At 61.8% G+C, this 19,750-nt stretch carries 19 protein-coding genes; 10 read left to right on the forward strand and 9 right to left on the reverse strand.

Annotation, left to right across the window (positions count from 1 at the left end; translation table 11 throughout):
* The first annotated feature begins 50 nt into the window (after positions 1 to 50).
* The gene (locus BMH52_RS13990) at positions 51 to 1,253 is read left to right on the forward strand and encodes an HDOD domain-containing protein (protein ID WP_073843996.1); all 1,203 of its coding nucleotides are present in this window, start codon (positions 51 to 53) and stop codon (positions 1,251 to 1,253) included.
* Positions 1,254 to 1,352: 99 nt separating this feature from the next.
* On the opposite strand, the gene BMH52_RS13995 is transcribed toward BMH52_RS13990, so the two are convergent.
* A complete protein-coding gene (locus tag BMH52_RS13995) occupies positions 1,353 to 2,354 on the reverse strand; it encodes a sensor domain-containing diguanylate cyclase (RefSeq protein ID WP_032894198.1) in 1,002 nt (333 codons plus the stop codon).
* Positions 2,355 to 2,541: 187 nt separating this feature from the next.
* Entirely contained in the window at positions 2,542 to 3,726 is a 1,185-nt protein-coding gene (gene desA / locus BMH52_RS14000) for a delta-9 fatty acid desaturase DesA (RefSeq protein WP_003187559.1), read from the reverse strand.
* Between the two features lie 166 nt (positions 3,727 to 3,892).
* Here desA and dibA point away from each other — a divergent pair, with 166 nt between their 5' ends.
* The 6 genes from dibA (at position 3,893) to BMH52_RS14030 (ending at position 10,251) form a co-directional block, all read left to right on the forward strand.
* Positions 3,893 to 5,809, forward strand: a complete 1,917-nt coding sequence (gene dibA, locus BMH52_RS14005; protein WP_073843998.1) for a phosphodiesterase DibA — start codon at positions 3,893 to 3,895, stop codon at positions 5,807 to 5,809.
* Between the two features lie 296 nt (positions 5,810 to 6,105).
* Positions 6,106 to 6,288: a sulfur starvation response protein OscA gene (gene oscA / locus BMH52_RS14010; protein WP_003170956.1), complete on the forward strand. Its 183-nt coding sequence runs from the start codon at positions 6,106 to 6,108 to the stop codon at positions 6,286 to 6,288.
* A 64-nt stretch (positions 6,289 to 6,352) separates the two neighbouring features.
* The gene (locus BMH52_RS14015) at positions 6,353 to 7,363 is read left to right on the forward strand and encodes a sulfate ABC transporter substrate-binding protein (RefSeq protein WP_014716420.1); all 1,011 of its coding nucleotides are present in this window, start codon (positions 6,353 to 6,355) and stop codon (positions 7,361 to 7,363) included.
* Between the two features lie 199 nt (positions 7,364 to 7,562).
* Positions 7,563 to 8,381, forward strand: coding sequence for a sulfate ABC transporter permease subunit CysT (gene cysT / locus BMH52_RS14020; protein WP_003187564.1), 819 nt, complete (start codon positions 7,563 to 7,565; stop codon positions 8,379 to 8,381).
* 13 nt (positions 8,382 to 8,394) lie between these two features.
* Positions 8,395 to 9,267: a sulfate ABC transporter permease subunit CysW gene (cysW, locus tag BMH52_RS14025; protein ID WP_073844000.1), complete on the forward strand. Its 873-nt coding sequence runs from the start codon at positions 8,395 to 8,397 to the stop codon at positions 9,265 to 9,267.
* 3 nt (positions 9,268 to 9,270) lie between these two features.
* A complete protein-coding gene (locus tag BMH52_RS14030; RefSeq protein WP_014716422.1) occupies positions 9,271 to 10,251 on the forward strand; it encodes a sulfate/molybdate ABC transporter ATP-binding protein in 981 nt (326 codons plus the stop codon).
* 127 nt (positions 10,252 to 10,378) lie between these two features.
* On the opposite strand, the gene BMH52_RS14035 is transcribed toward BMH52_RS14030, so the two are convergent.
* The gene (locus tag BMH52_RS14035; protein ID WP_020302209.1) at positions 10,379 to 10,903 is read right to left on the reverse strand and encodes a DUF962 domain-containing protein; all 525 of its coding nucleotides are present in this window, start codon (positions 10,901 to 10,903) and stop codon (positions 10,379 to 10,381) included.
* Between the two features lie 83 nt (positions 10,904 to 10,986).
* Between BMH52_RS14035 and BMH52_RS14040 the strand changes: the two genes are divergently transcribed.
* The gene (locus tag BMH52_RS14040) at positions 10,987 to 11,673 is read left to right on the forward strand and encodes a Crp/Fnr family transcriptional regulator (RefSeq protein ID WP_014716424.1); all 687 of its coding nucleotides are present in this window, start codon (positions 10,987 to 10,989) and stop codon (positions 11,671 to 11,673) included.
* Here the strand turns inward: BMH52_RS14040 and uraH are convergent.
* The 3 genes from uraH to BMH52_RS14055 all read right to left on the reverse strand — a co-directional run bounded on the left by uraH (position 11,668) and on the right by BMH52_RS14055 (position 13,793).
* Positions 11,668 to 12,078, reverse strand: a complete 411-nt coding sequence (uraH, locus tag BMH52_RS14045) for a hydroxyisourate hydrolase (protein WP_014716425.1) — start codon at positions 12,076 to 12,078, stop codon at positions 11,668 to 11,670. The genes BMH52_RS14040 and uraH overlap by 6 nt on opposite strands.
* A 27-nt stretch (positions 12,079 to 12,105) precedes the next feature.
* The gene (locus BMH52_RS14050) at positions 12,106 to 12,579 is read right to left on the reverse strand and encodes a heme-binding protein (RefSeq protein WP_073844002.1); all 474 of its coding nucleotides are present in this window, start codon (positions 12,577 to 12,579) and stop codon (positions 12,106 to 12,108) included.
* A 209-nt stretch (positions 12,580 to 12,788) separates the two neighbouring features.
* The gene (locus BMH52_RS14055) at positions 12,789 to 13,793 is read right to left on the reverse strand and encodes an AraC family transcriptional regulator (protein WP_019819904.1); all 1,005 of its coding nucleotides are present in this window, start codon (positions 13,791 to 13,793) and stop codon (positions 12,789 to 12,791) included.
* A gap of 101 nt (positions 13,794 to 13,894) precedes the next feature.
* On the opposite strand from BMH52_RS14055, the gene BMH52_RS14060 reads away from it, so the two are divergent.
* The gene (locus BMH52_RS14060; RefSeq protein ID WP_073844004.1) at positions 13,895 to 14,968 is read left to right on the forward strand and encodes a fatty acid desaturase; all 1,074 of its coding nucleotides are present in this window, start codon (positions 13,895 to 13,897) and stop codon (positions 14,966 to 14,968) included.
* Here the strand turns inward: BMH52_RS14060 and BMH52_RS14065 are convergent.
* Positions 14,955 to 15,770 (reverse strand): ABC transporter ATP-binding protein, encoded by an 816-nt coding sequence (locus BMH52_RS14065; protein WP_020302213.1) that lies wholly within the window; start codon positions 15,768 to 15,770, stop codon positions 14,955 to 14,957. The genes BMH52_RS14060 and BMH52_RS14065 overlap by 14 nt on opposite strands.
* A complete protein-coding gene (locus tag BMH52_RS14070; RefSeq protein ID WP_073844007.1) occupies positions 15,767 to 17,365 on the reverse strand; it encodes an ABC transporter permease in 1,599 nt (532 codons plus the stop codon). Before BMH52_RS14070 ends, BMH52_RS14065 begins: the two co-directional genes overlap by 4 nt.
* 279 nt (positions 17,366 to 17,644) lie before the next feature.
* Between BMH52_RS14070 and BMH52_RS14075 the strand changes: the two genes are divergently transcribed.
* Complete coding sequence (locus BMH52_RS14075; RefSeq protein ID WP_073844009.1) at positions 17,645 to 18,646, forward strand: ABC transporter substrate-binding protein; 1,002 nt, start codon at positions 17,645 to 17,647, stop codon at positions 18,644 to 18,646.
* Positions 18,647 to 18,746: 100 nt separating this feature from the next.
* Here the strand turns inward: BMH52_RS14075 and BMH52_RS14080 are convergent, their stop codons facing one another.
* Positions 18,747 to 19,667: a LysR family transcriptional regulator gene (locus tag BMH52_RS14080; protein ID WP_054896683.1), complete on the reverse strand. Its 921-nt coding sequence runs from the start codon at positions 19,665 to 19,667 to the stop codon at positions 18,747 to 18,749.
* Positions 19,668 to 19,750 lie beyond the last annotated feature (83 nt).

Genomic DNA, 19,750 nt, shown 5'->3' on the forward strand with positions numbered 1-19,750 from the left:
CACGCGCCTGCATTGTCTAAGGTGCAAGCATTGCCGATGGAGCGTGCTGGATGACTGCTGTTGATTTACCCGCTGTACCCCGAGTGTTAATCGCCGAAGCAGACCCTTGGTCGCGGGACCTGCTCAAGCAAGTGCTGTTGAATGTGCGCTGTGACGCACGGCTGGATGTGTGCGCCGATGGGCAACACGCCGCCACGCTGTTGGGCGAAAAAACCTATGACCTGATCTTGGCCGATTGGGAGCTGCCGGGCGTGGATGGCCTGAGCCTGCTGCGCAGCGTGCGCCAGAAACGCCGTTCGCTGCCGTTTATCTTGCTGAGCAGTCGCAACGACAGTGCCAGCGTGCGCGAAGCCTTGCCTCTGGCGCCCACCGCCTACCTCACCCGCCCGCTGAACATGGAAAGCCTGACCCAGCGCCTGCAAGACCTGCTGCTCAACGAAGGCGAAAGCGTGTACTGCGAAATCCCACCGCTGGCGCCGGGCATGACCTTGCCAGCCTTCCTTGAGCGGCGCCGCGAGGTCTGCGATGGCGCGCCGCTGCGCGTGGATGTGAAAGCTGCCGTGCAACGCAGCCTCGGCCCCGAAGGCCTGGACCTCAAGCAGTTGGAAGGCCAGGTGCACAGCGACCCGCAAATCACCGCCGTACTCATCGCCGCCGCCAACAGCGCCGGCTACCACGGCACGCCGGTGCAGACCCTGTCAGAGGCCCTGCATAAGTTGGTGCCCGGCCAGAGCATGAATCTCATCCTGGGCCTGGCGCTCAAGCACAACGTGGTGTTGGGTGACCCCGGGCTGGTGGCCTACGCCGAGCGGCACTGGCAACTGTCCCAGGACAGCGCCGACTACGCCCGGCGCCTGGCGCGCATGCTAGAGCTCGATCACGAGCGTTGCTACAGCGCCTGCATCCTGCACCGCTTGGGCGACCTGGCCTTGTTGCGCTGCCTGGAAGACTGGCGCCAGGGCGGCGGCGCCCTGGATGACGAAGCCATAGGGGAATCCCTCGACGCCTTTGGCGCCGCCTACGGTTCGGCATTGCGCACACGTTGGCGCTTGCCGCTGGAGTTGCGACAGTTGATCGCAGGGATCTATTCACTTGAAGGCGGGGTGTATTCGCGCGAAGCCCTGGTGGTGAACCTGGCGGTGCAAATGGCGCGGCTGACCGAGCATGAAGGGCTGGAAGAACTGGCGGGCAGCAAGACCGCGCGGCTGCTCAAGGTCGGCTTGCCGGAACTGACCCGAGTGCGCAAAACCTGAAACACACACCGGTCAATTGTGGGAGCTGGCTTGCCTGCGATAGCGGTGGGTCAGTCAAGACGCCATCGCAGGCAAGCCAGCTCCCACAGTGGGTCGGTGTTAACCGGCGATAACGCGGTTCTTGCCCTGGCGTTTTGCTTCGTACATCGCCGCATCCGCTCGCGCAAACAGGCTGTCGAGGGTGGAGTCATCTTCGCGCAGGCCGGCCAGGCCTTGGCTGACGGTCACATTGAATTCATGCCCTTCGTAGCTGAACACCAATGCCTGGATTTCCTTGCCCAACCGCTCGGCAACCTGCAGGGCCATCTCCGGTGGGCAACCCGGCAGCACAGCAGCAAATTCTTCGCCGCCAACGCGTCCGAACAGGTCGCCACGGCGCAATACCCCGCGACCGCTCTCGGCGATGCGCCGCAGCACCTGGTCGCCCTCCAGGTGGCCATAGGTGTCGTTGATGTCTTTGAAATCATCGATGTCCAGCAACAGGAACGCCAGCGGCGTGCCCTGCGCGCAGGCATTGTCGAACGCCTGGTTGGCGAGTTCGAAGAAGTGTCGCCGGTTGCTGCTTTGGGTCAGTACGTCGGTGGTGGCGAGGCGATGCAGTTCCAGCTCAAGTTGCTTCTTTTCGGTGATGTCTTCGGCGATGCCCACCACGATCAGCGCTTCACCGGGCACCACCTGCTGGTTGATGTAGCACTTGTCGCTCAACCAGCGGATCTGCCCGTCAGCGGTGATGATGCGGTACTCGCGGTCCTCCACGGCGCCCTGTTCCAGCACACGGGCCAGGCTGTGTTCGGCGTAGTCGAGGTCTTCGGGGTGGACGCTGTTGCGCCATTCGCGGTGGTCGGCCAGCAGCAGGCCGGCAGAGCGGCCAAACAGGCGCTCGTACGCCGGGCTCACATACAGCACGCGGCGTGTTTCCCAGTCGATGGCCCAGAGCACGGCGTTCACGCTGACCAGCAGGGAACTGAGCAGTTGCTCACGCTCACTCAGCCGCTCGACTTCACCTTGAGCATGCATGAGCGCCAACAGGGTCGCCGCCGCGGCCGGGCGCGGCGGCTCTGCGGTGGGCACATCGGGCAGGCTGGGCTTTTCGTGAACCATCGGTACAACTCTCTCTGGGCGCGCCGCAGGTGCAAAAGCGGTCACTACAAGGGGTCACCATGATGGCGAAGTGTTCTTTGAGAGAGGGGAATTGCGGTGAAGTTCCGTGAACGGCGTGGATTGACGGTGCCCGGAAAATGACGCCAAAAAGCCAGTGCGTGGGAGGGCGAACCCTCCCACGGCGCCCTCACGCTGCTGTAGGACGCAACGAGTAAGTCTTCAACTGGTGGGCAAAATCGCGCAGGGATTGGATGCCACTGGCCTCGGCTTCATGCACCCATTCCTTGATCGCCGCCAGCATGTCGTGGCCGTTGGAACTGGTCTTGAGCCAGATCTGCTGCAGCGCCAGGCGCTTTTCGTAGATCACGGTCAGGGCATGGCTGTGTTCCAGCATGCTCTGGATGCGCAGGTGATGGCGGTCTTCCAGCAAGCTGGTTTCCCGCGACAGCAGGCGCTTGGCGCGGTGGAACTGGTGGCGTACCGAATGATCGACCTTCTCCAGCTCCTGCTTGACCAGCGGGCCAATCACCAACTTGCGGTATTGGGCCATGATCTGGAAGCGGTTGTTGAGGATCGCCATGGCGGTGTCCATGTCCAGGCTGCCCTTGCCTTCGACGCGGTGGGCGATGGGCGCTACACGCTGCACCTTGGCCAGGCGCAGGAAGCTGAACACCTTGATCCAGGCCCAGCCCAGGTCGAACTCCCACTTCTTCACCGACAGCTTGGCCGAATTGGGGTAGGTGTGGTGATTGTTGTGCAGCTCTTCGCCGCCGACGATGATGCCCCACGGCACCAGGTTGGTGGCGGCGTCACGGCATTCGAAGTTGCGATAGCCCACGGCATGCCCCAGGCCGTTGATGACGCCGGCGGCCCAGAACGGGATCCACATCATCTGGATCGCCCAGATAGTGATACCGATGGTGCCGAACAGCAGCAGGTCGATCACGCCCATGAGCGCCACGCCCAACAGCGGGTAGCGCGTGTAGAGATTGCGTTCGATCCAGTCGTCCGGGCAGTTTTTGCCGTAGATACGCAGGGTCTCGGGGTTTTCCGCCTCGGCGCGGTACAGCTCGGCACCTTTGCGCAGCACGGTGGACAAGCCCTTGATCACCGGGCTGTGCGGGTCATCGACGGTTTCGCATTTGGCGTGGTGCTTGCGGTGGATGGCGGTCCACTCGCGAGTGTTCTGCGCCGTGGTCAGCCACAGCCAGAAGCGGAAGAAGTGTTTAAGGCCGGCATTGAGCTCGAGCGAGCGATGGGCCGAATAACGGTGCAGATAGACAGTGACCCCAATAATGGTCACGTGGGTCATCAACAGCGTGACTGCCACCAGTTGCCAGGCGGACAGATCAAGAAAACCGTTGTACCACATAGGCTGTATGGCCCTCAGATAAAGAAAAAAACAGCACCCGCATTATCACTTCCTTTGCAGATAAAACCAGTCACCGTTTCAGATAAGACTTACAAAGTGTTTCCTCCTCTATAATCCTGATCCTTTGTAGGGCGATTCTGGTTATTTAGTAAGGATTACTAAGCATATGCTGTTTTCATACCGAGGTGCCCTACGTGCGGGGTTGGTGTACCTGCTGGTTTCCATCCTTTGGCTCCAGCTCAGCCATTACCTATTAATCAACTTTATCGATGAACCCTTGGAGCTGGGACGCTGGCTGCAAGCGCGCGGTTATGTGTGGGTCAGCCTCAGCGCCTTGCTCATTTACTGGATAGGCTGGCGTTTTGCCCGTGCCCATGCGTTGCAACAACCCCTGAAAGAGAACCGCGAGCGCCTGCGTCAGGCCGCTGCGGTGTTCGATTGCACCCGCGAAGGGGTGCTGGTCACCGATACCCAGGGGCTGATCGTGCACGTCAACCGCGCGTTCATGGAGATCACCGGCTATCAGTGCGAAGAGGTCATGGGCCAACGGCCAAGCCTGTTCAAGTCCGGGCGCCACTCGGCGCATTTCTACCAGCAGATGTTCCAGGCCCTGGAAAGCACCGGCGAATGGAGCGGCGAAATCTGGAACCGACGTAAAAGCGGCGAGGTTTACCCCCAGTGGCAAACCATCCGCGTGATTCACGATGACCAGGGCCAGGTCAGCCACTACGTGGCGGTGTTTTCGGACATCAGCGCCATGAAGAACTCCGAGCACGAATTGGCGCATCTGGCACACCACGACCCGCTCACCGATCTGCCCAACCGCCTGCTGTTTACCGATCGCGCCGAGCAGGCCCTGGCCTCTGCGCAGGTGCATAAGCGTGGCTGCGCCCTGCTGTTGATGGACCTGGACCACTTCAAGATCATCAACGACAGCCTCGGCCATAACGTTGGCGATCAGTTGCTCAAGTTGGTGGCCGAACGCCTCAGCGGCCTGTTTGGGCCGGGGGTTACCCTGGCGCGCCTGGGAGGCGACGAGTTTGCCGTGCTGGCCGAAAGCTGCCCGCAGGTGGTGCAAGCGGCGGCCTTGGCGCAGCGCATGCTCAACGCCATGAAGGATCCGTTCATTTTTGACGGCAACCAGCTGTTTATCAGCGCCAGTATCGGCATCAGCCTGTTCCCCAGTGACGCCCTGAGCGCCGAGCAATTGCTGCGCAACGCCGATTCCGCGTTGTTCAAGGCCAAGAGCGCCGGGCGCGAAGGCTACGCGTTGTATACCGAAGAGCTGACCGCCCACGCCCAACACCGGGTGGAAATCGCCGGCGAGCTGCGTCGCGCCCTCGACCAACATGAGCTGCGCGTGTATTACCAGCCGGTGCACGACCTGCACGACAGCCGTTTGGTCGGCGTTGAAGCATTGGTGCGCTGGCAGCACCCGGAACGCGGCCTGGTACCGCCGGGCGAGTTCATTCCTATCGCCGAGCGCACCGGGCTGATTGCCGACATCGATGCGTGGGTGATGGACCAGGCGTGCCGCCAGATGTGCCAATGGCTGGCCGACGGCGCGCCGCTGAGCTTTATCGCAATCAATGTCTCCAGCCGCCTGTTTGCCCGGCGCGAGCTGTATGAGCAAGTGGCCCAAGTGCTGCACACCACTGGGCTGGACCCGGCCTTCCTGGAGCTGGAAGTCACCGAGAGCGCCGTGATGGACGACCCGGAAGTCGCGTTGGAGCAACTGCACCGCCTGCGCGAACTGGGCCTGCGCCTGGCGATCGACGACTTTGGCACCGGCTATTCCTCGTTGCTGCGCCTCAAGCGTCTGCCGGTGCAGAAGCTCAAGATCGACCAGGGCTTTGTGGCGGGCTTGCCGTGGGACGAAGACGACGCGGCGATTGTGCGCGTGGTGATCGCCCTGGCCAAAAGCATGGGCATGCAGGTGCACGCCGAAGGAATTGAGCAGGTGGAACAGGCGCGGTTCCTACTGGATCAGGAATGCGACATGGGCCAGGGGTACTGGTTTGGACGGCCGATGCCGGCTGATGAAATCGACTGGACCCGAGCACCTCTGATCCGCCAGGACTGACGCGGTCAATGTGGGAGCCGGGCTTGCCCGCGAAGGCGGTGTGTCAGTCGCTGCATGTGTTACTGCACCACCGCTTTCGCAGGCAAGCCAGCTCCCACAGGGTTCTGCGGCGACTGTGCATGAGCGTTTTTTCTGTGGAAACCCTTGCAACCCCATGCCCTATCAGAAAATTCTTTCTGGTTATATAAACATTCTTAAATAGTATTTTTAAGAATATCCGCGCTTATCTACTATCGCCCTCACGCCGCAAGCAGTGCCGCCACTGCCAGGCACTACTCATTTTCAGGAGCGAGACCATGAGCGCATCTCTACGTAGCGTTGACGGCCAGGACGAAGCAGCCATTTTGCGTGAAATCCAGAGCGCCCTGCGCGACCTGCGGTTTGGCGCGGTGGAAATCACCGTACACAACGCCCAAGTGGTACAGATCGAACGCAAGGAAAAATTCCGTCTGCAGAACCCCGGTAACAAACCGAGCTGAGCAAGAACGGCGATAGACCCGCAATTACAAGAAAAGCCAACACTCAAGAATTTCAGGAGCTTCTATGTCGTCGATTCGCCGTTATGCCTTGGCCGCATTGGCCAGTGCCGTGTTTGCCGGTTCCGCCGTTGCCAAGGACTACGAGTTGCTCAACGTCTCGTACGACCCCACCCGTGAGCTGTACCAGGATTACAACGCTGAGTTCACCAGCTTCTGGAAACAGTCCCACCCCGGCGACAACGTCAAGATCCAGCAGTCCCACGGTGGCTCGGGCAAGCAAGCACGCGCAGTGATTGACGGCCTGCGCGCCGACGTAGTGACCCTGGCCCTGGCCGGTGACATTGATGAAGTCGCCAAGCTGGGCAAGACCCTGCCGGAGAACTGGCAGACCCGCCTGCCGGACGCCAGCACCCCATACACCTCCACCATCGTGTTCCTGGTACGCAAGGGCAACCCCAAAGGCATCAAGGACTGGGGCGACCTGATCAAGAAAGACGTGTCGGTGATCACGCCCAACCCGAAAACCTCCGGCGGTGCACGCTGGAACTTCCTCGCCGCCTGGGCCTACGGCCTCAAGGCTGGCGGCAGCGAAGCCAAGGCCCAGGAATACGTCAAAGAGCTGTTCAAGCACGTGCCGATACTGGACACCGGCGCGCGCGGTTCTACCATTACCTTCGTCAACAACGGCCAGGGTGACGTGCTGCTGGCGTGGGAAAACGAGGCGTTCCTGGCCTTGAAGGAAGACGGCGGCGCCGACAAGTTCGACATCGTCGTGCCTTCCCTGTCGATCCTGGCGGAACCGCCTGTGGCCGTTGTGGACAAGAACGCCGAGAAAAAGGGCAACACCGAGATCGCCACCGCGTACCTCAACCACCTGTACAGCCCGGCGGGCCAGGAGATTGCGGCGAAGAACTTCTACCGTCCACGGGATGAAAAAGTCGCCGCCAAATACGCCCAGCAGTTCCCGAAACTGGACCTGGTGACTATCGACAAAGACTTCGGCGGCTGGAAAACTGCCCAACCGAAATTCTTCAATGACGGTGGCGTGTTCGACCAGATCTACACGGCGCAATAAGCCAAAGTACCTGTAGGGGCCTGACTTTCTGTAGGGACTGGGCTGGTGTGGGAGCTGGCTTGCCTGCGATAGCATCACCATGGTGTGGCTGATACACCGAGGTGCCTGCATCGCGGGCAAGCCCGGCTCCCACAGAAAAGCCAGCTGCCACAGAACGCACGCTCCTACAGTGGTTTCTACCCTTTAACCAAGGACTCTTATGTCGCGTCGTATCTCCCCCGTCATACCCGGCTTCGGGCTGACGCTGGGCTACACCGTGGTGTACCTCAGCCTGATCGTACTCATCCCCCTGGCGGCGATGTTTGTACACGCCGCTCAACTCACCTGGGATCAGTTCTGGAACATCATCTCCGCGCCTCGCGTGCTGGCGGCCTTGAAGCTGAGCTTCAGTACCGCGCTGTACGCCGCACTCATCAACGGTGTGATTGGCACTTTGTTGGCCTGGGTGCTGGTGCGCTACACCTTCCCCGGGCGCAAGGTCATCGACGCGATGATCGACCTGCCGTTCGCCCTGCCCACCGCCGTCGCCGGTATCGCGCTGACGGCGCTGTACGCGCCCAACGGCCTGGTCGGCCAGTTTGCCGCCGACCTGGGTTTCAAGATCGCCTACACCCCCCTGGGTATCACCCTGGCGCTGACCTTCGTCACGTTGCCCTTCGTGGTGCGCACGGTGCAGCCGGTGCTGGCCGATATCCCCCGGGAAATCGAAGAGGCCGCCGCCTGCCTCGGCGCCAAGCCGTTGCAGGTGTTCCGCTACATCCTCGTGCCGGCATTGTTGCCCGCCTGGCTGACCGGCTTCGCCCTGGCGTTTGCCCGAGGCGTGGGTGAGTACGGGTCGGTGATCTTCATCGCTGGCAACATGCCGATGAAAACCGAAATCCTGCCATTGCTGATCATGGTCAAGCTCGACCAATACGACTACCGCGGCGCCACCTCCATTGGTGTGCTGATGCTGGTGGTGTCCTTTGTCTTGCTGCTGCTGATCAACCTGTTGCAGCGGCGCATCGAACGTCCATAAGGAGGCGCGGAACATGTCCCAATCGTCTATTTCCGCCGCGTCCTCGGCCAACGCCGCCCGGCGTGGCAGTGCGACCTCGCGACGTTTCCTGATCGGCCTTGGCTGGCTGGTATTCGTCCTGTTTCTGCTGCTGCCATTGCTGGTGGTGGTGTCCCAGGGCTTGAAGAACGGCCTCGGCACGTTCTTCACCGCAATCCTTGAGCCAGACGCGCTGTCGGCGCTGAAACTCACGGTGATCGCCGTGCTGATTTCGGTGCCGCTCAACCTGGTGTTCGGCGTCAGCGCCGCCTGGTGCGTGAGCAAGTACTCGTTCCGTGGCAAGAGCATCCTGGTCACGCTGATCGACCTGCCGTTCTCGGTCTCGCCGGTGATCGCCGGCCTGGTGTACGTGTTGATGTTCGGCGCCCAGGGCTTCTTCGGGCCGTGGCTGCAAGAGCATGACATCCAGATCGTGTTCGCCCTGCCGGGCATCGTGCTGGCGACCATCTTCGTCACCGTGCCGTTCGTGGCCCGTGAGTTGATCCCGCTGATGCAGGAGCAGGGCACCCAGGAAGAAGAAGCCGCGCGCCTGCTGGGCGCCAATGGCTGGCAGATGTTCTGGCATGTCACCGTGCCGAACATCAAGTGGGGCCTGATCTACGGCGTGGTGCTGTGTACGGCGCGGGCCATGGGTGAGTTCGGCGCGGTGTCGGTGGTGTCCGGCCACATTCGCGGCGTCACCAACACGCTGCCGCTGCATGTCGAGATTCTCTACAACGAATACAACCACGTTGCCGCGTTTGCGGTGGCCAGCCTGTTGCTGATCCTGGCGCTCTTCATCCTGCTGCTCAAGCAGTGGAGCGAGAACCGAATCAACCGCCTGCGCAACAGCGCGGGTGAGGAATAAGTCATGTCGATCGAAGTCCGTAATGTCAGCAAGAACTTCAACGCCTTCAAGGCCCTGGACAGCATCAACCTGGATATCCAGAGTGGCGAGCTGGTGGCGTTGCTGGGCCCGTCCGGCTGCGGCAAGACCACGTTGCTGCGCATCATCGCCGGCCTGGAAACCCCGGACGCCGGCAGCATCGTGTTCCATGGCGAAGACGTTTCCGGCCACGATGTGCGTGATCGCAACGTGGGCTTTGTGTTCCAGCACTACGCGCTGTTCCGCCACATGACCGTGTTCGACAACGTCGCTTTCGGCCTGCGCATGAAGCCGAAAAACCAACGCCCCACCGAAAGCCAGATCGCGAGCAAGGTTCACGAGCTGCTGAACATGGTGCAGCTCGATTGGTTGTCCGACCGCTACCCGGAACAACTTTCCGGTGGCCAGCGCCAGCGTATCGCCCTGGCCCGCGCCTTGGCGGTGGAGCCCAAGGTTCTGCTGCTCGACGAGCCGTTCGGCGCCCTTGATGCCAAGGTGCGTAAAGAACTGCGCCGCTGGCTGGCGCGCCTGCACGAGGACATCAACCTGACCTCGGTCTTCGTGACCCACGACCAGGAAGAGGCCATGGAAGTCGCCGACCGTATCGTGGTGATGAACAAGGGCGTGATCGAGCAGATCGGTTCACCGGGCGACGTCTACGAAAACCCGGCCAGCGACTTTGTCTATCACTTCCTGGGGGACTCCAACCGCCTGCATTTGGGCGAAGACAAGCACCTGCTGTTCCGTCCCCACGAAGTGTCGTTGTCACGCCATGAACTGGAAGATCACCATGCGGCGCAAGTGCGGGATATTCGGCCGTTGGGCGCGACTACTCGCGTGACCTTGAAGGTCGAAGGCCAAAGCGAGTTGATTGAGGCCGAAGTGGTGAAAGACCATGACAGCCTCACCGGGTTGGCGCGGGGCGAGACCCTGTTCTTCAAACCCAAGGTCTGGCAAAAAGCCTAATAACACTGCAAAACCCTTGTGGGAGCCGGGCTTGCCCGCGATGGCGGTGTGTCAGTCGACAGTTATGCCAACTGATCCACCGCCATCGCGGGCAAGCCCGGCTCCCACATTGGATGTTCAGTACTTGTTAGACCGTGGCGTTTTTCCCGCGTACTGCCACCGGCCCAGAGCGCTCTTCAATCTGGCGCTTGAGGTCCTGCCGCAACCCCAGCAAAAACGCCAACTCCGCCACCACAAACAACGGCCCTACGATCAGCCCCGACACATCATCCACAAACGCAGGCTTCCTGCCTTCGTAGTAATGCCCGACGAACTGAATCACCCAGCCCACCACAAACATCCCCACGCCGCTGCTCAGCCACACCGCCGTGCTTTGCGCCGCCAGCACATGCCCGGCCCACACCGACAAGCCCATCAGCACCGTCATCAACACGCCCAAGGCCAGTTCTAGGCGCAGATAAAACCACGCCGAAAACAACGCCAGCAGTACCGCAGGTGATAGCCACAGCCCGCCCATCGACCATTCGGGGCGCGACAACAGCACGGCCACCGCCACCACAATCAACGGAATACCGATGAAGTGGCTGGCGATGTTGCGTGGGTCGCGGTGGTATGCGGCGTATTGACTGAGGTGGTCGACGAGGCTTTTCATTGTTGTTCCTCCTGTAGGATGTTTGATCATGCCCTGTCAGTCGGTGCCTAACTGTCAATTGGGCGACAATCTTCGGAGTTCGCATGGACACAGGGACATGGCACGCGCAATTGGCTCGCGGTCATTGGTTCAGCCATTTGCCGCCTGACTTGCAGCGTAGCCTGCTGGGGGCGGCGCGGTTGCGTGTGCTGACGGCGGGGCAGTACCTGTTCAAGCGCGGTGACCCGCCGTGCGGCGTGTATGCGGTGCTGGAAGGCACGGTGCGCATCAGTGCGGTCAGTGCCCAAGGCAAGGAAGCGGTGTTGAGCCTGGTGGAAACGCCCTACTGGTTCGGCGAGATCTGCCTGTTCGACAACCTGCCGCGCACCCACGATGCCTTGGCCACGGGTGCTTGCAGACTGCTGCAGGTGCCGCAGGCGGCGATGCTCGGCATTCTCGAACAGCATCCGCTGTTCTGGCGGGAGATGGCACTGTTGATGAGCCATAAACTGCGGCTGTCGTTGATCAATATCGAACAGATGAGCCTGATGCCCGCTTCAAAGCGCCTTGCCCATCGGCTGCTGATGATCGCCCAAGGCTATGGCGAAGTTGAGCAGGCGCGCCGCGTGCTGCAACTGCCCCAGGAGGATCTGGCGGCGATGCTGGGCCTGTCGCGCCAGACCATCAACAGTCTGCTCAAAGCGCTGGAGCAACAGGGCATTATCGGCTTGAGTTACGGCGCCATCGAGATACGCGACCTCAATGGGCTGCGGCTGGCCGCGGGCCTATGAACCGCGATAGGTGGAGAAGCCGTAAGGGCTGAGCAGCAGCGGGATGTGGTAGTGCTGGTCGGCCTGCTTGACCTGGAAAATCACCGGCACCTCGGGGAAGAACGTCTCGCGGTTCGCCTTCTTGTAGTAATCGCCGGTCTTGAACACCACGCGGTACTCGCCCGGCTGCATGCTGCGGTTGGCCGGGAACAGCTCGGCGATGCGGCCTTGCTGGTTGGTCACACCTTCAGACAGCGACTGCCATTTATCGCCCACGTGCTGTTCCAGGGTCACGTTGACACCGGCGCTTGGCAGGCCGTTTTCCAGGTTGAGTACGTGCACGCTCAGGGGGTTGCCGTCGGCCAGGGCCAGGTTGCACAGGCCACTCAAGCTCAGTGCGGCAAGGGTCATGCTCAACGTTTTCATCGCGAAGTCCTTTTGAGGGAAGTGGAATCAAGGGGTGATTTTCAAGCCCAGTTGCTCGGCGGCTTGTACGGCGCAGGCTTCATCCTGCGCGGCGCCACCGGCACCGGCGATGCCCAGCGCACCGACCAGTTCGGCATCGGCAAACAGCGGCACGCCGCCGCCGAGCAACAGCAGCTCGGGCACGCTGTTGAGGTTGGCGGCCTCGGGGTTATTACGCGCCCGTTCGGCAAACAGCCGGGTCGGGGTTTTTGTCGACAGCGCCGTGTACGCCTTGCGTTGGCTGGCGAGGCTGTTGTGCGGGCCGACACCGTCAGCGCGCAGGCCCAGCAACAGGTTGCCACCGCGGTCGAGTACGGTCAGCGCCGCGGTGCAGTGGGCCAGGCTGGCGTCGGCCAGTTGGCGAGCGGCGTGCAGATCCAGCTCGGCGTGGCGGGGCAGTTGTGGCGTCGCCTGGGCGACGGTGGCCACGACGAGGCTCAGGAACAAGGCAGTGCGGTACATAGTGAGGACTCCAGAAAGCAGGCCAACACGGTAACCAGCGGACGCGGACAAAAGCCGCACAATTGGATGACAGGTTTGTAATCAAACTCAGGAGTTTGTGGTGGTTGTACCGGCCTCATCGCAGCGATGCGGCGACCCGACAAGCCAGCTCCCACATGATGTGAACCCATTCCCCTGTGGGAGCTGGCTTGCCTGCGATGAGGCCCTTCCTACTGCAACCCCTCGCGAAACTGCCCCGGCGTCATCCCCGTCCAGCGCTTGAACGCACGATTGAAACTGCTGGTATCGGCAAACCCCAGCAAATGGCTGATCTCGGCCAGTGAGCACTGCGGGTCACGCAGGTGCAATAACGCCAGGTTTTGCCGGCACTCATTGAGCAAGGCGTCGAATCGACAGCCTTCATCGGCCAGATGCCGCTGCAAGCTGCGCAAGCTCAAGTGCAGCGCTTGGGCAATACGTTCGGCGCTTGGCTCGCCGTCTGGCAATTGCGCCTCGATGGCGGCGCGCACCTTGCGTTCCCAGGTCAACGGTTGCAGTTGGGCGAGGGTGCGCTTGAGCACGGTTTCGTTGTGTTCGGCCAGCTCCGGGTTGGCGTCGTCCAGATGGCTGTCGAAATCGCTGGCGGCGAATTCCAGGCGGTCTTCGTCGGCGGCAAACCATACCGGCGCGCGAAATACCCTGTGCCACGGCTCGGGGTCGGCGGGTTCCGGGCGCCGCAGGTAAACGGCCAACGGCGCATAGTCGCGACCCAGGCGGTTGCGACAGGTGCGTACGTAGATCGCCGCAAAGGCATCAATCGCTTCCGGCGCGGGCGCGGGGCTGCCTGGAGGTTGGAGCAGGCGAAAACGGTAGATGTCGCCGTGGCGGCTCAGCTCCAGGTCCAGGGCATCACTGACCACCTGGTGATAGCGCACGATGCGCTCGAACACCTCGCGCAAGCTGCCGCTGGCCACCAATGCGTAACCCAGCGCATGAAAGGTGGTGGGGCTGACAAACCGCGACACCCGCAGCCCAATCGCCGGGTCGCCACTGGCCTGTACCGCCAGCGTCCATAGGCGCGTGGTGGCCGACAACCGATAGCGGGCGTTGGGGTCGTCCATCTGCTGCGGGTCCAGCCCGGCTTCGGCGCACAGCGCGGCGCTGTCGAGGCCCAGGGCGTCGAGCTGCTTGCGCAGGGCACGGGTCCAGCTGGCGAGGGAAGTGGGTTCGGTCATGGCAATTGGCGCTTGTGGTCAACAGATTGGCGTGCGCGGCTAGCGTCCTGCGCTAGGGTTAGGTGCAGGATTCAGGCATCACTTCACAAGAGAATGGAAGCATGGACGGTACTTCTGCAAGCCCCCAGCCGTTGAACGCGCAACAGCGTTCGGCGCATATCCGCGAGGTCGTGATGGCCGAAGGCGTGCGCTTGCGCCAGCGGCACCCCTGGTTGTTGCATCAGGACGCACTGGGCGCAGGCATCCTGGCCTTTGCCCTGCTGGGCATGTTCGGCTCGGCAGCGCTCTATATCAGCGGTCATATGGCCTGGTGGGTGTGTCTGCTGCTCAATGCCTTCTTCGCCTCGCTCACCCATGAGTTGGAACACGACCTGATCCACAGCATGTACTTTCGCAAGCAACGCGTGCCCCACAACCTGATGATGGGCCTGGTATGGCTGGCGCGGCCAAGCACCATCAACCCATGGATACGCCGGCACCTGCACCTCAACCATCACAAGGTCTCGGGCACCGAGGCCGACATGGAAGAGCGCGCGATCACCAATGGCGAACCCTGGGGCATCGCGCGGTTGCTGATGGTGGGGGACAACATGATGTCGGCCTTGATCCGTCTGTTGCGCGCCAAGACCTGGCCGCACAGGTTCAGTATCCTCAAGCGCGTGCTGCGGGTGTACGCACCGCTGGCCTTGCTGCATTGGGGCGCGTGGTACGTCTTCCTGGGCTTTCATGCCGCCAATGGGATTGCCAGTTTGATGGGCGCGCCCATTCAGTGGTCAGCCGGTACCTTGCAGGTGATGCAGGTGATCGATATCGCTGCGGTGGTGATCATCGGCCCGAACGTGTTGCGCACCTTCTGCCTGCACTTTGTCAGCTCCAACATGCATTACTACGGCGATGTGGAACTGGGCAATGTGATTCAGCAAACCCAAGTGCTGAACCCTTGGTGGCTGTGGCCGTTGCAGGCGTTCTGCTTCAATTTCGGCAGCACCCACGGCATCCATCACTTTGTGGTGAAAGAACCGTTCTACATCCGCCAGATGACCGCCAAGGTGGCGCACAAGGTCATGGCCGAGATGGGGGTGCGCTTCAATGATTTGGGCACCTTTGCCCGCGCCAACCGCTTCGAACGACGTGAGCAGGCACACAGCGATTTAGCTCACCTCAGCAGGCAATAAACGCCAGGGGCAAATCGCGAATCTGTTCGCGCACGGGTGGTTGGTAGTGGTCATCGCTGATCAGTTCGTGCAGCAGTTCTTCGCGCAGTTGGTGGAATTCAAAGCTGCTGCGCTGGCGTGGATGGGGCAGGGCGATCTCGACTATTTGCTTGATGCGCCCGGGCCTGGGCTCCATCACCACCACGCGGTCGGCGAGGAAAATCGCCTCTTCCACGTCATGGGTGACCAGCACCGTGGTGATTCTGGCGCGGGCGCGAATTGCCAGCAGTTCATCCTGCATCTGCTGGCGGGTCAGCGCGTCGAGGGCGCCGAAGGGTTCGTCCAGCAACAGGATGCGCGGGCTGGCCACCAGGCCGCGGGCAATCGCCACCCGTTGCGCCATGCCGCCGGAGAGTTGGTGGGGATAGGCGCGGGTGAAGTCAGTCAGGCCCACCAACTCGATAAAATCACCGATGCGCCGCGTGCGTTCGGCTTCGCTCAGCGGCTCGTTGACCAGGCCCAGGCCGATGTTTTGCGCCACGGTCAGCCACGGGAACAGGCGGTGCTCCTGGAACACAATACCGCGTTCGCCGCCGATCCCGCTGACGGCGTTACCATCCACCTGGATCTCGCCGCGATACTGCGTATCGAGCCCCACCAGCAGGCGCAGCAGGGTGGACTTGCCGCAACCGCTGGCGCCGACAATCGCGACGAATTCCCCTTCGGCCACCTCCAGGTTGAATTCGCGAATGGCTTCCAGTTCGAAGCCATCGACGTCGAAGGACTTGCCCACGTGGTTGAAGCTGACAATTGGTGCGTTCATGCGTGTCTCCAGCGAGTGGCGCGGGTTTCGAGGCGTTGGCCGAACAGGTTGAGGGTGGCGCCGGTGAGGCCGACCAGCAGCATGCCGCTCATGATCAGGTCCATGCGCAGCAGCTGTTGGGCACCGATCATCAGGCTGCCGATGCCGCCATTGGAGGGCATGAAATATTCGGCGCCGAGGGTGCCCATCCACGCGTAGATCAGGCTCAGGCGCAGGCCGGCGAAAATCCCCGACGCGGCACCCGGCAGCACCAGGCGGCGCAGGCGTTGCCAGAGGTTCAGCCGCAGCACCTGCGCGGCTTCGCGCAGCTGGGGTGACAGGTTGAGCACGCTGCGCTGGGTGGCAATAAACAACGGGAAGAAGGCGGCGAGGGCGATAAACACCCACTTGGCCAACTCACCCAGGCCGAACCAGGCGGTCAACAGTGGCACCCAGGCGAAAATGGCAATCTGGCGCAACGCGGACAAGGTTGGGCCGAGCAGTCGTTCACTGCGCCGCGACAACCCCAGCCACAAGCCCACGGCAAAGCCCAGGCTGCCGCCGAGCAACAAGCCGCCCAGGGCCCGGCCCAGGCTTTTGCCCAGGGCGGTGGTCAGGCTGCCATCCAGCCCGCCGGCCAGGGTGGTTTGCAGCACGGCCCAGGGGCTGACCAGAATGTTCGGGTCTACCCAGCCCTGTTGCGACGCTGCCTGCCACAGCGCCAACAACAGCAAGGGTAACAACCAGGGCTGCAGACGTTGCCAGCCTTCATAGCGTGGCCCGCGGCGGATCTGCGCGGTGGCGGGGTGGGGCCAGTGCACCCACTTGCGATCCAGCCAGCCGATGCCGCGGTCCATCACCACACCCAGCACGCCAATGACCACGATGCACACGAAGACGATATCGAGCATGAACAACTGGCGCGCCCACACCATCAGGTAGCCGATGCCTTCGCTGGAGGCCAGCAGCTCCACGGCCAGCAGGGAGGTCCAGCCGGCGGCCAGGGCCAGGCGTACGCCGGCCATGAACGCAGGCAGTGCGGCGGGCAGGACCAGGCGGCGGATCAGCAAGTGGCCAGGCAGGCGCAGTACACGGGCGGCTTCGCGCAGGTTGGGCTGGGCGTCGCGCACGCCCACCAGGGTATGCAGGGTCACGGGCACCACGATGGCCTTGACCAGCACCACCAGCTTGAGGGTTTCGCCAATGCCGAAAAACACCATGAACAGCGGGATCCAGGCCAGGGTCGGCACTTGCGCCAGCGCGCTGAACGTCGGGAACACCAAGCGCTCGGCGCGCGCACTGAAACCCAGGGACGCGCCGAGTATCGCGCCGGCACTGACACCGGCCAGCAGGCCCCAGAACAAGCGCTGCAAGCTGATCGCCAGATGGCTCCATAACTCGCCAGCGGCCAACTCCACCGCGCTGTTCCACACCAGGGCGGGGGTGGGCAGAATCTGCTCGCTCATCCAATGATTGCGGCTGGCCAGCCACCATAAGGCAAACAGCGTGAGCGGCAGCAGCCACGGCAATAAACGCTGGCCCAGCTGCGCCCAGCGCGGCGCGATGCCTTTAGACGGGGCCGCCAGCGGCAGGCTCAGAAGTGAAATCCGGGCCATGGAAGACCTCCGAATGCGTTATGTGATTTCGATCTTACAAAATCGTGATCAAGATGATTGTGAGATAAGAAAAGTCATTTAAAGCCTCACGCCGCCACGCATCCAATGCATTCGAAGAATATTTTCGATGCTGTTTATGCATATGCCTCTGGAGGCTGCGGGTTAGCTTGCATATTTCTAAATGCTATTAAATTGTGAATTTATAGTATTTAAAGTTTTGTTCAGTCTATGCCTACTTTTTGCTCCCCAGGCGACCGTCGCCCACCAGGAGCTGCGCTTATGAAACTGCCCTTTAAACGTCTGATCAGCCTGTTCGCCGGCACCGCCCTGGCCGGGTTGGTGCATGCCGCCGACCTCAAGGAAATCCGCATCGCAGTGCCCGACCTCAGTGCCGGCAGCCAGCACAGCGGCGGTGGCATCACCGACGTGTTGCGTGAACAGCAGATCTTTGAAAAAACCTTTGCCGACCAAGGCATCAAAATCCAATGGAATTACTTCAAGGGCGCCGGTCCGGTGATCAATGAAGCGTTCGCCAACGGCCAGGTGGACCTGGCCTATCTGGGCGACCTGGCAGCGATCATCGGCCGCTCCAATGGCCTGGATACGCGGCTGCTCAGCGCCTCTGCACGGGGAGTGAAACACTACCTCGGCGTGGTGCCGGGCTCCGGCATCAAGACCTTGCAAGACCTCAAGGGCAAGCGCGTGGCGGTGTTCCGAGGCACGGCCAGCCAGTTGTCGTTCGACAGCGCATTGGCCAGCCAGGGCTTGAGCGAGAAGGACCTTAAGGTGATCAACCTGGACTTCAACGCGGCCGCTGCCGCCCTGGCCGCCAAGCAGATTGACGCCACCTGGGGCGGGTCCACCCTGACGGCGTTGCAGGCCAAAGGTTTGGCAGAAATACCGCTGACCACCAAGGACCTGGGCGATGCCGGCAGCATCCAGGCCGTGCTGGTGGGCAGCTCCAAATTCGTCGATGAACACCCAGACGCCGTGGCCACGTTGCTCAAGGCCCAGCAGCAAGCGGTGCAGTGGTTGACCGATGACAACAACAAACAGGCGTACATCGCACTGGTGTCAGGGCTGGCCAGTTACCCGCCGGTGATCCTCACCAATGATTTGAAAGACCAGAAACTCAGCGAAGTTTTCCCCTCCACGCTGGACCCGGTGTTCCTTGGCAAATTGCAGGATGCGGTGGACTTGGCGTCCAGGGAGAAGTTGATTCGCAAGTCGTTTCAGGTGAGTGATTGGGTGGCGCCGGGGTTGGTGGCGGCTGGGCTCTGATTTTGTTGTTGCCTGTACTGCCGTCTTCGCGAGCAAGCCCGCTCCCACATTTGGAATGCATTCCAACCTGTGGGAGCGGGCTTGCTCGCGAAGGGGCCCGTCAAACCGCCACACTCACCTGCTGACTATCCACCTCCACCAACATCTCGATCATCGCCTTCGCCGCCGGCGACAACCGCGACCCCGTGCGGCTGACGATCCCGCAGCGTGCGCTCAGGGTATCCATGTGCTGCGGCAAGTTGCGCCAGTGCAGCAGCACCAGCGCCCCCCTGGCAATGTCCTCGGCAAAGGCTTCTTCAGTGCCGACGCCGATGGCATTGGTTTGCAGCACGATGCTCACCAGTGCCGGGAAGTGCTCGGTCTGGATACTCGGGGAAAAATCCATGCGCCCACTCAGGTTCGCCAGCAGTTTGCGAATGCCTTGGGAGATCAGCGGCGCCGCCAGCGGGTAATCGAACATATCGTTGGTGGACAGGCTGTCCTTGGCCAGCAAGGGGTGGCCGGGGCGGCAGAAAAACACCCCGCGTTTGGGGGTGAGTGCGCGGGTCTGGAAATTCGGGTCGGCTTCGAACTGGCGGATGTCGGCGATAAAGAATTCTATCTCTTCACGGCTCAGGCGGCGGCTGAGGGTTTCCCAGTTATCCACCTGAAACGTGGTGCGGATTTTCGGGTGGGCGTTGATAAACCGCGCCACCGCATCCGGCACCAGTTTCACGGCTGGCGCCGGGCCGCAGCCGAAGCGCAGGTCGCCGGCGTCGAGCTTGGTCATGCGCGTCACTTCACTGCTCAGCAGCGCTGCGCCATGCACCAGGCTCAGGGCGTGCTGCAACACCACCTGGCCTTCCGGCGTGGGACGCAAGTCCTTGTGGCCACGGTCTACCAGCACGCAACCAAACTCCTGTTCCAGCCCCTGGATACTGCGGCTGAACGCTGGTTGGGTGATGCCCATGGCGTCCGCGGCGCGCACGAAACTGCGGTGTTCGTTGAGGGCGATGAAGTAGCGCAGTTGGCGAAGATCCATATGCTTTCCCGGCATATTAAAAATAGGTCGAAGGCATTTGCGACCGAGCAAGCTGAGGTTTTAAATGCAAGCTCTTATTCCGT

The sequence above is a fragment of the Pseudomonas sp. BTN1 genome, from assembly GCF_001907715.1.
Taxonomy (GTDB): domain Bacteria; phylum Pseudomonadota; class Gammaproteobacteria; order Pseudomonadales; family Pseudomonadaceae; genus Aquipseudomonas; species Aquipseudomonas paracarnis.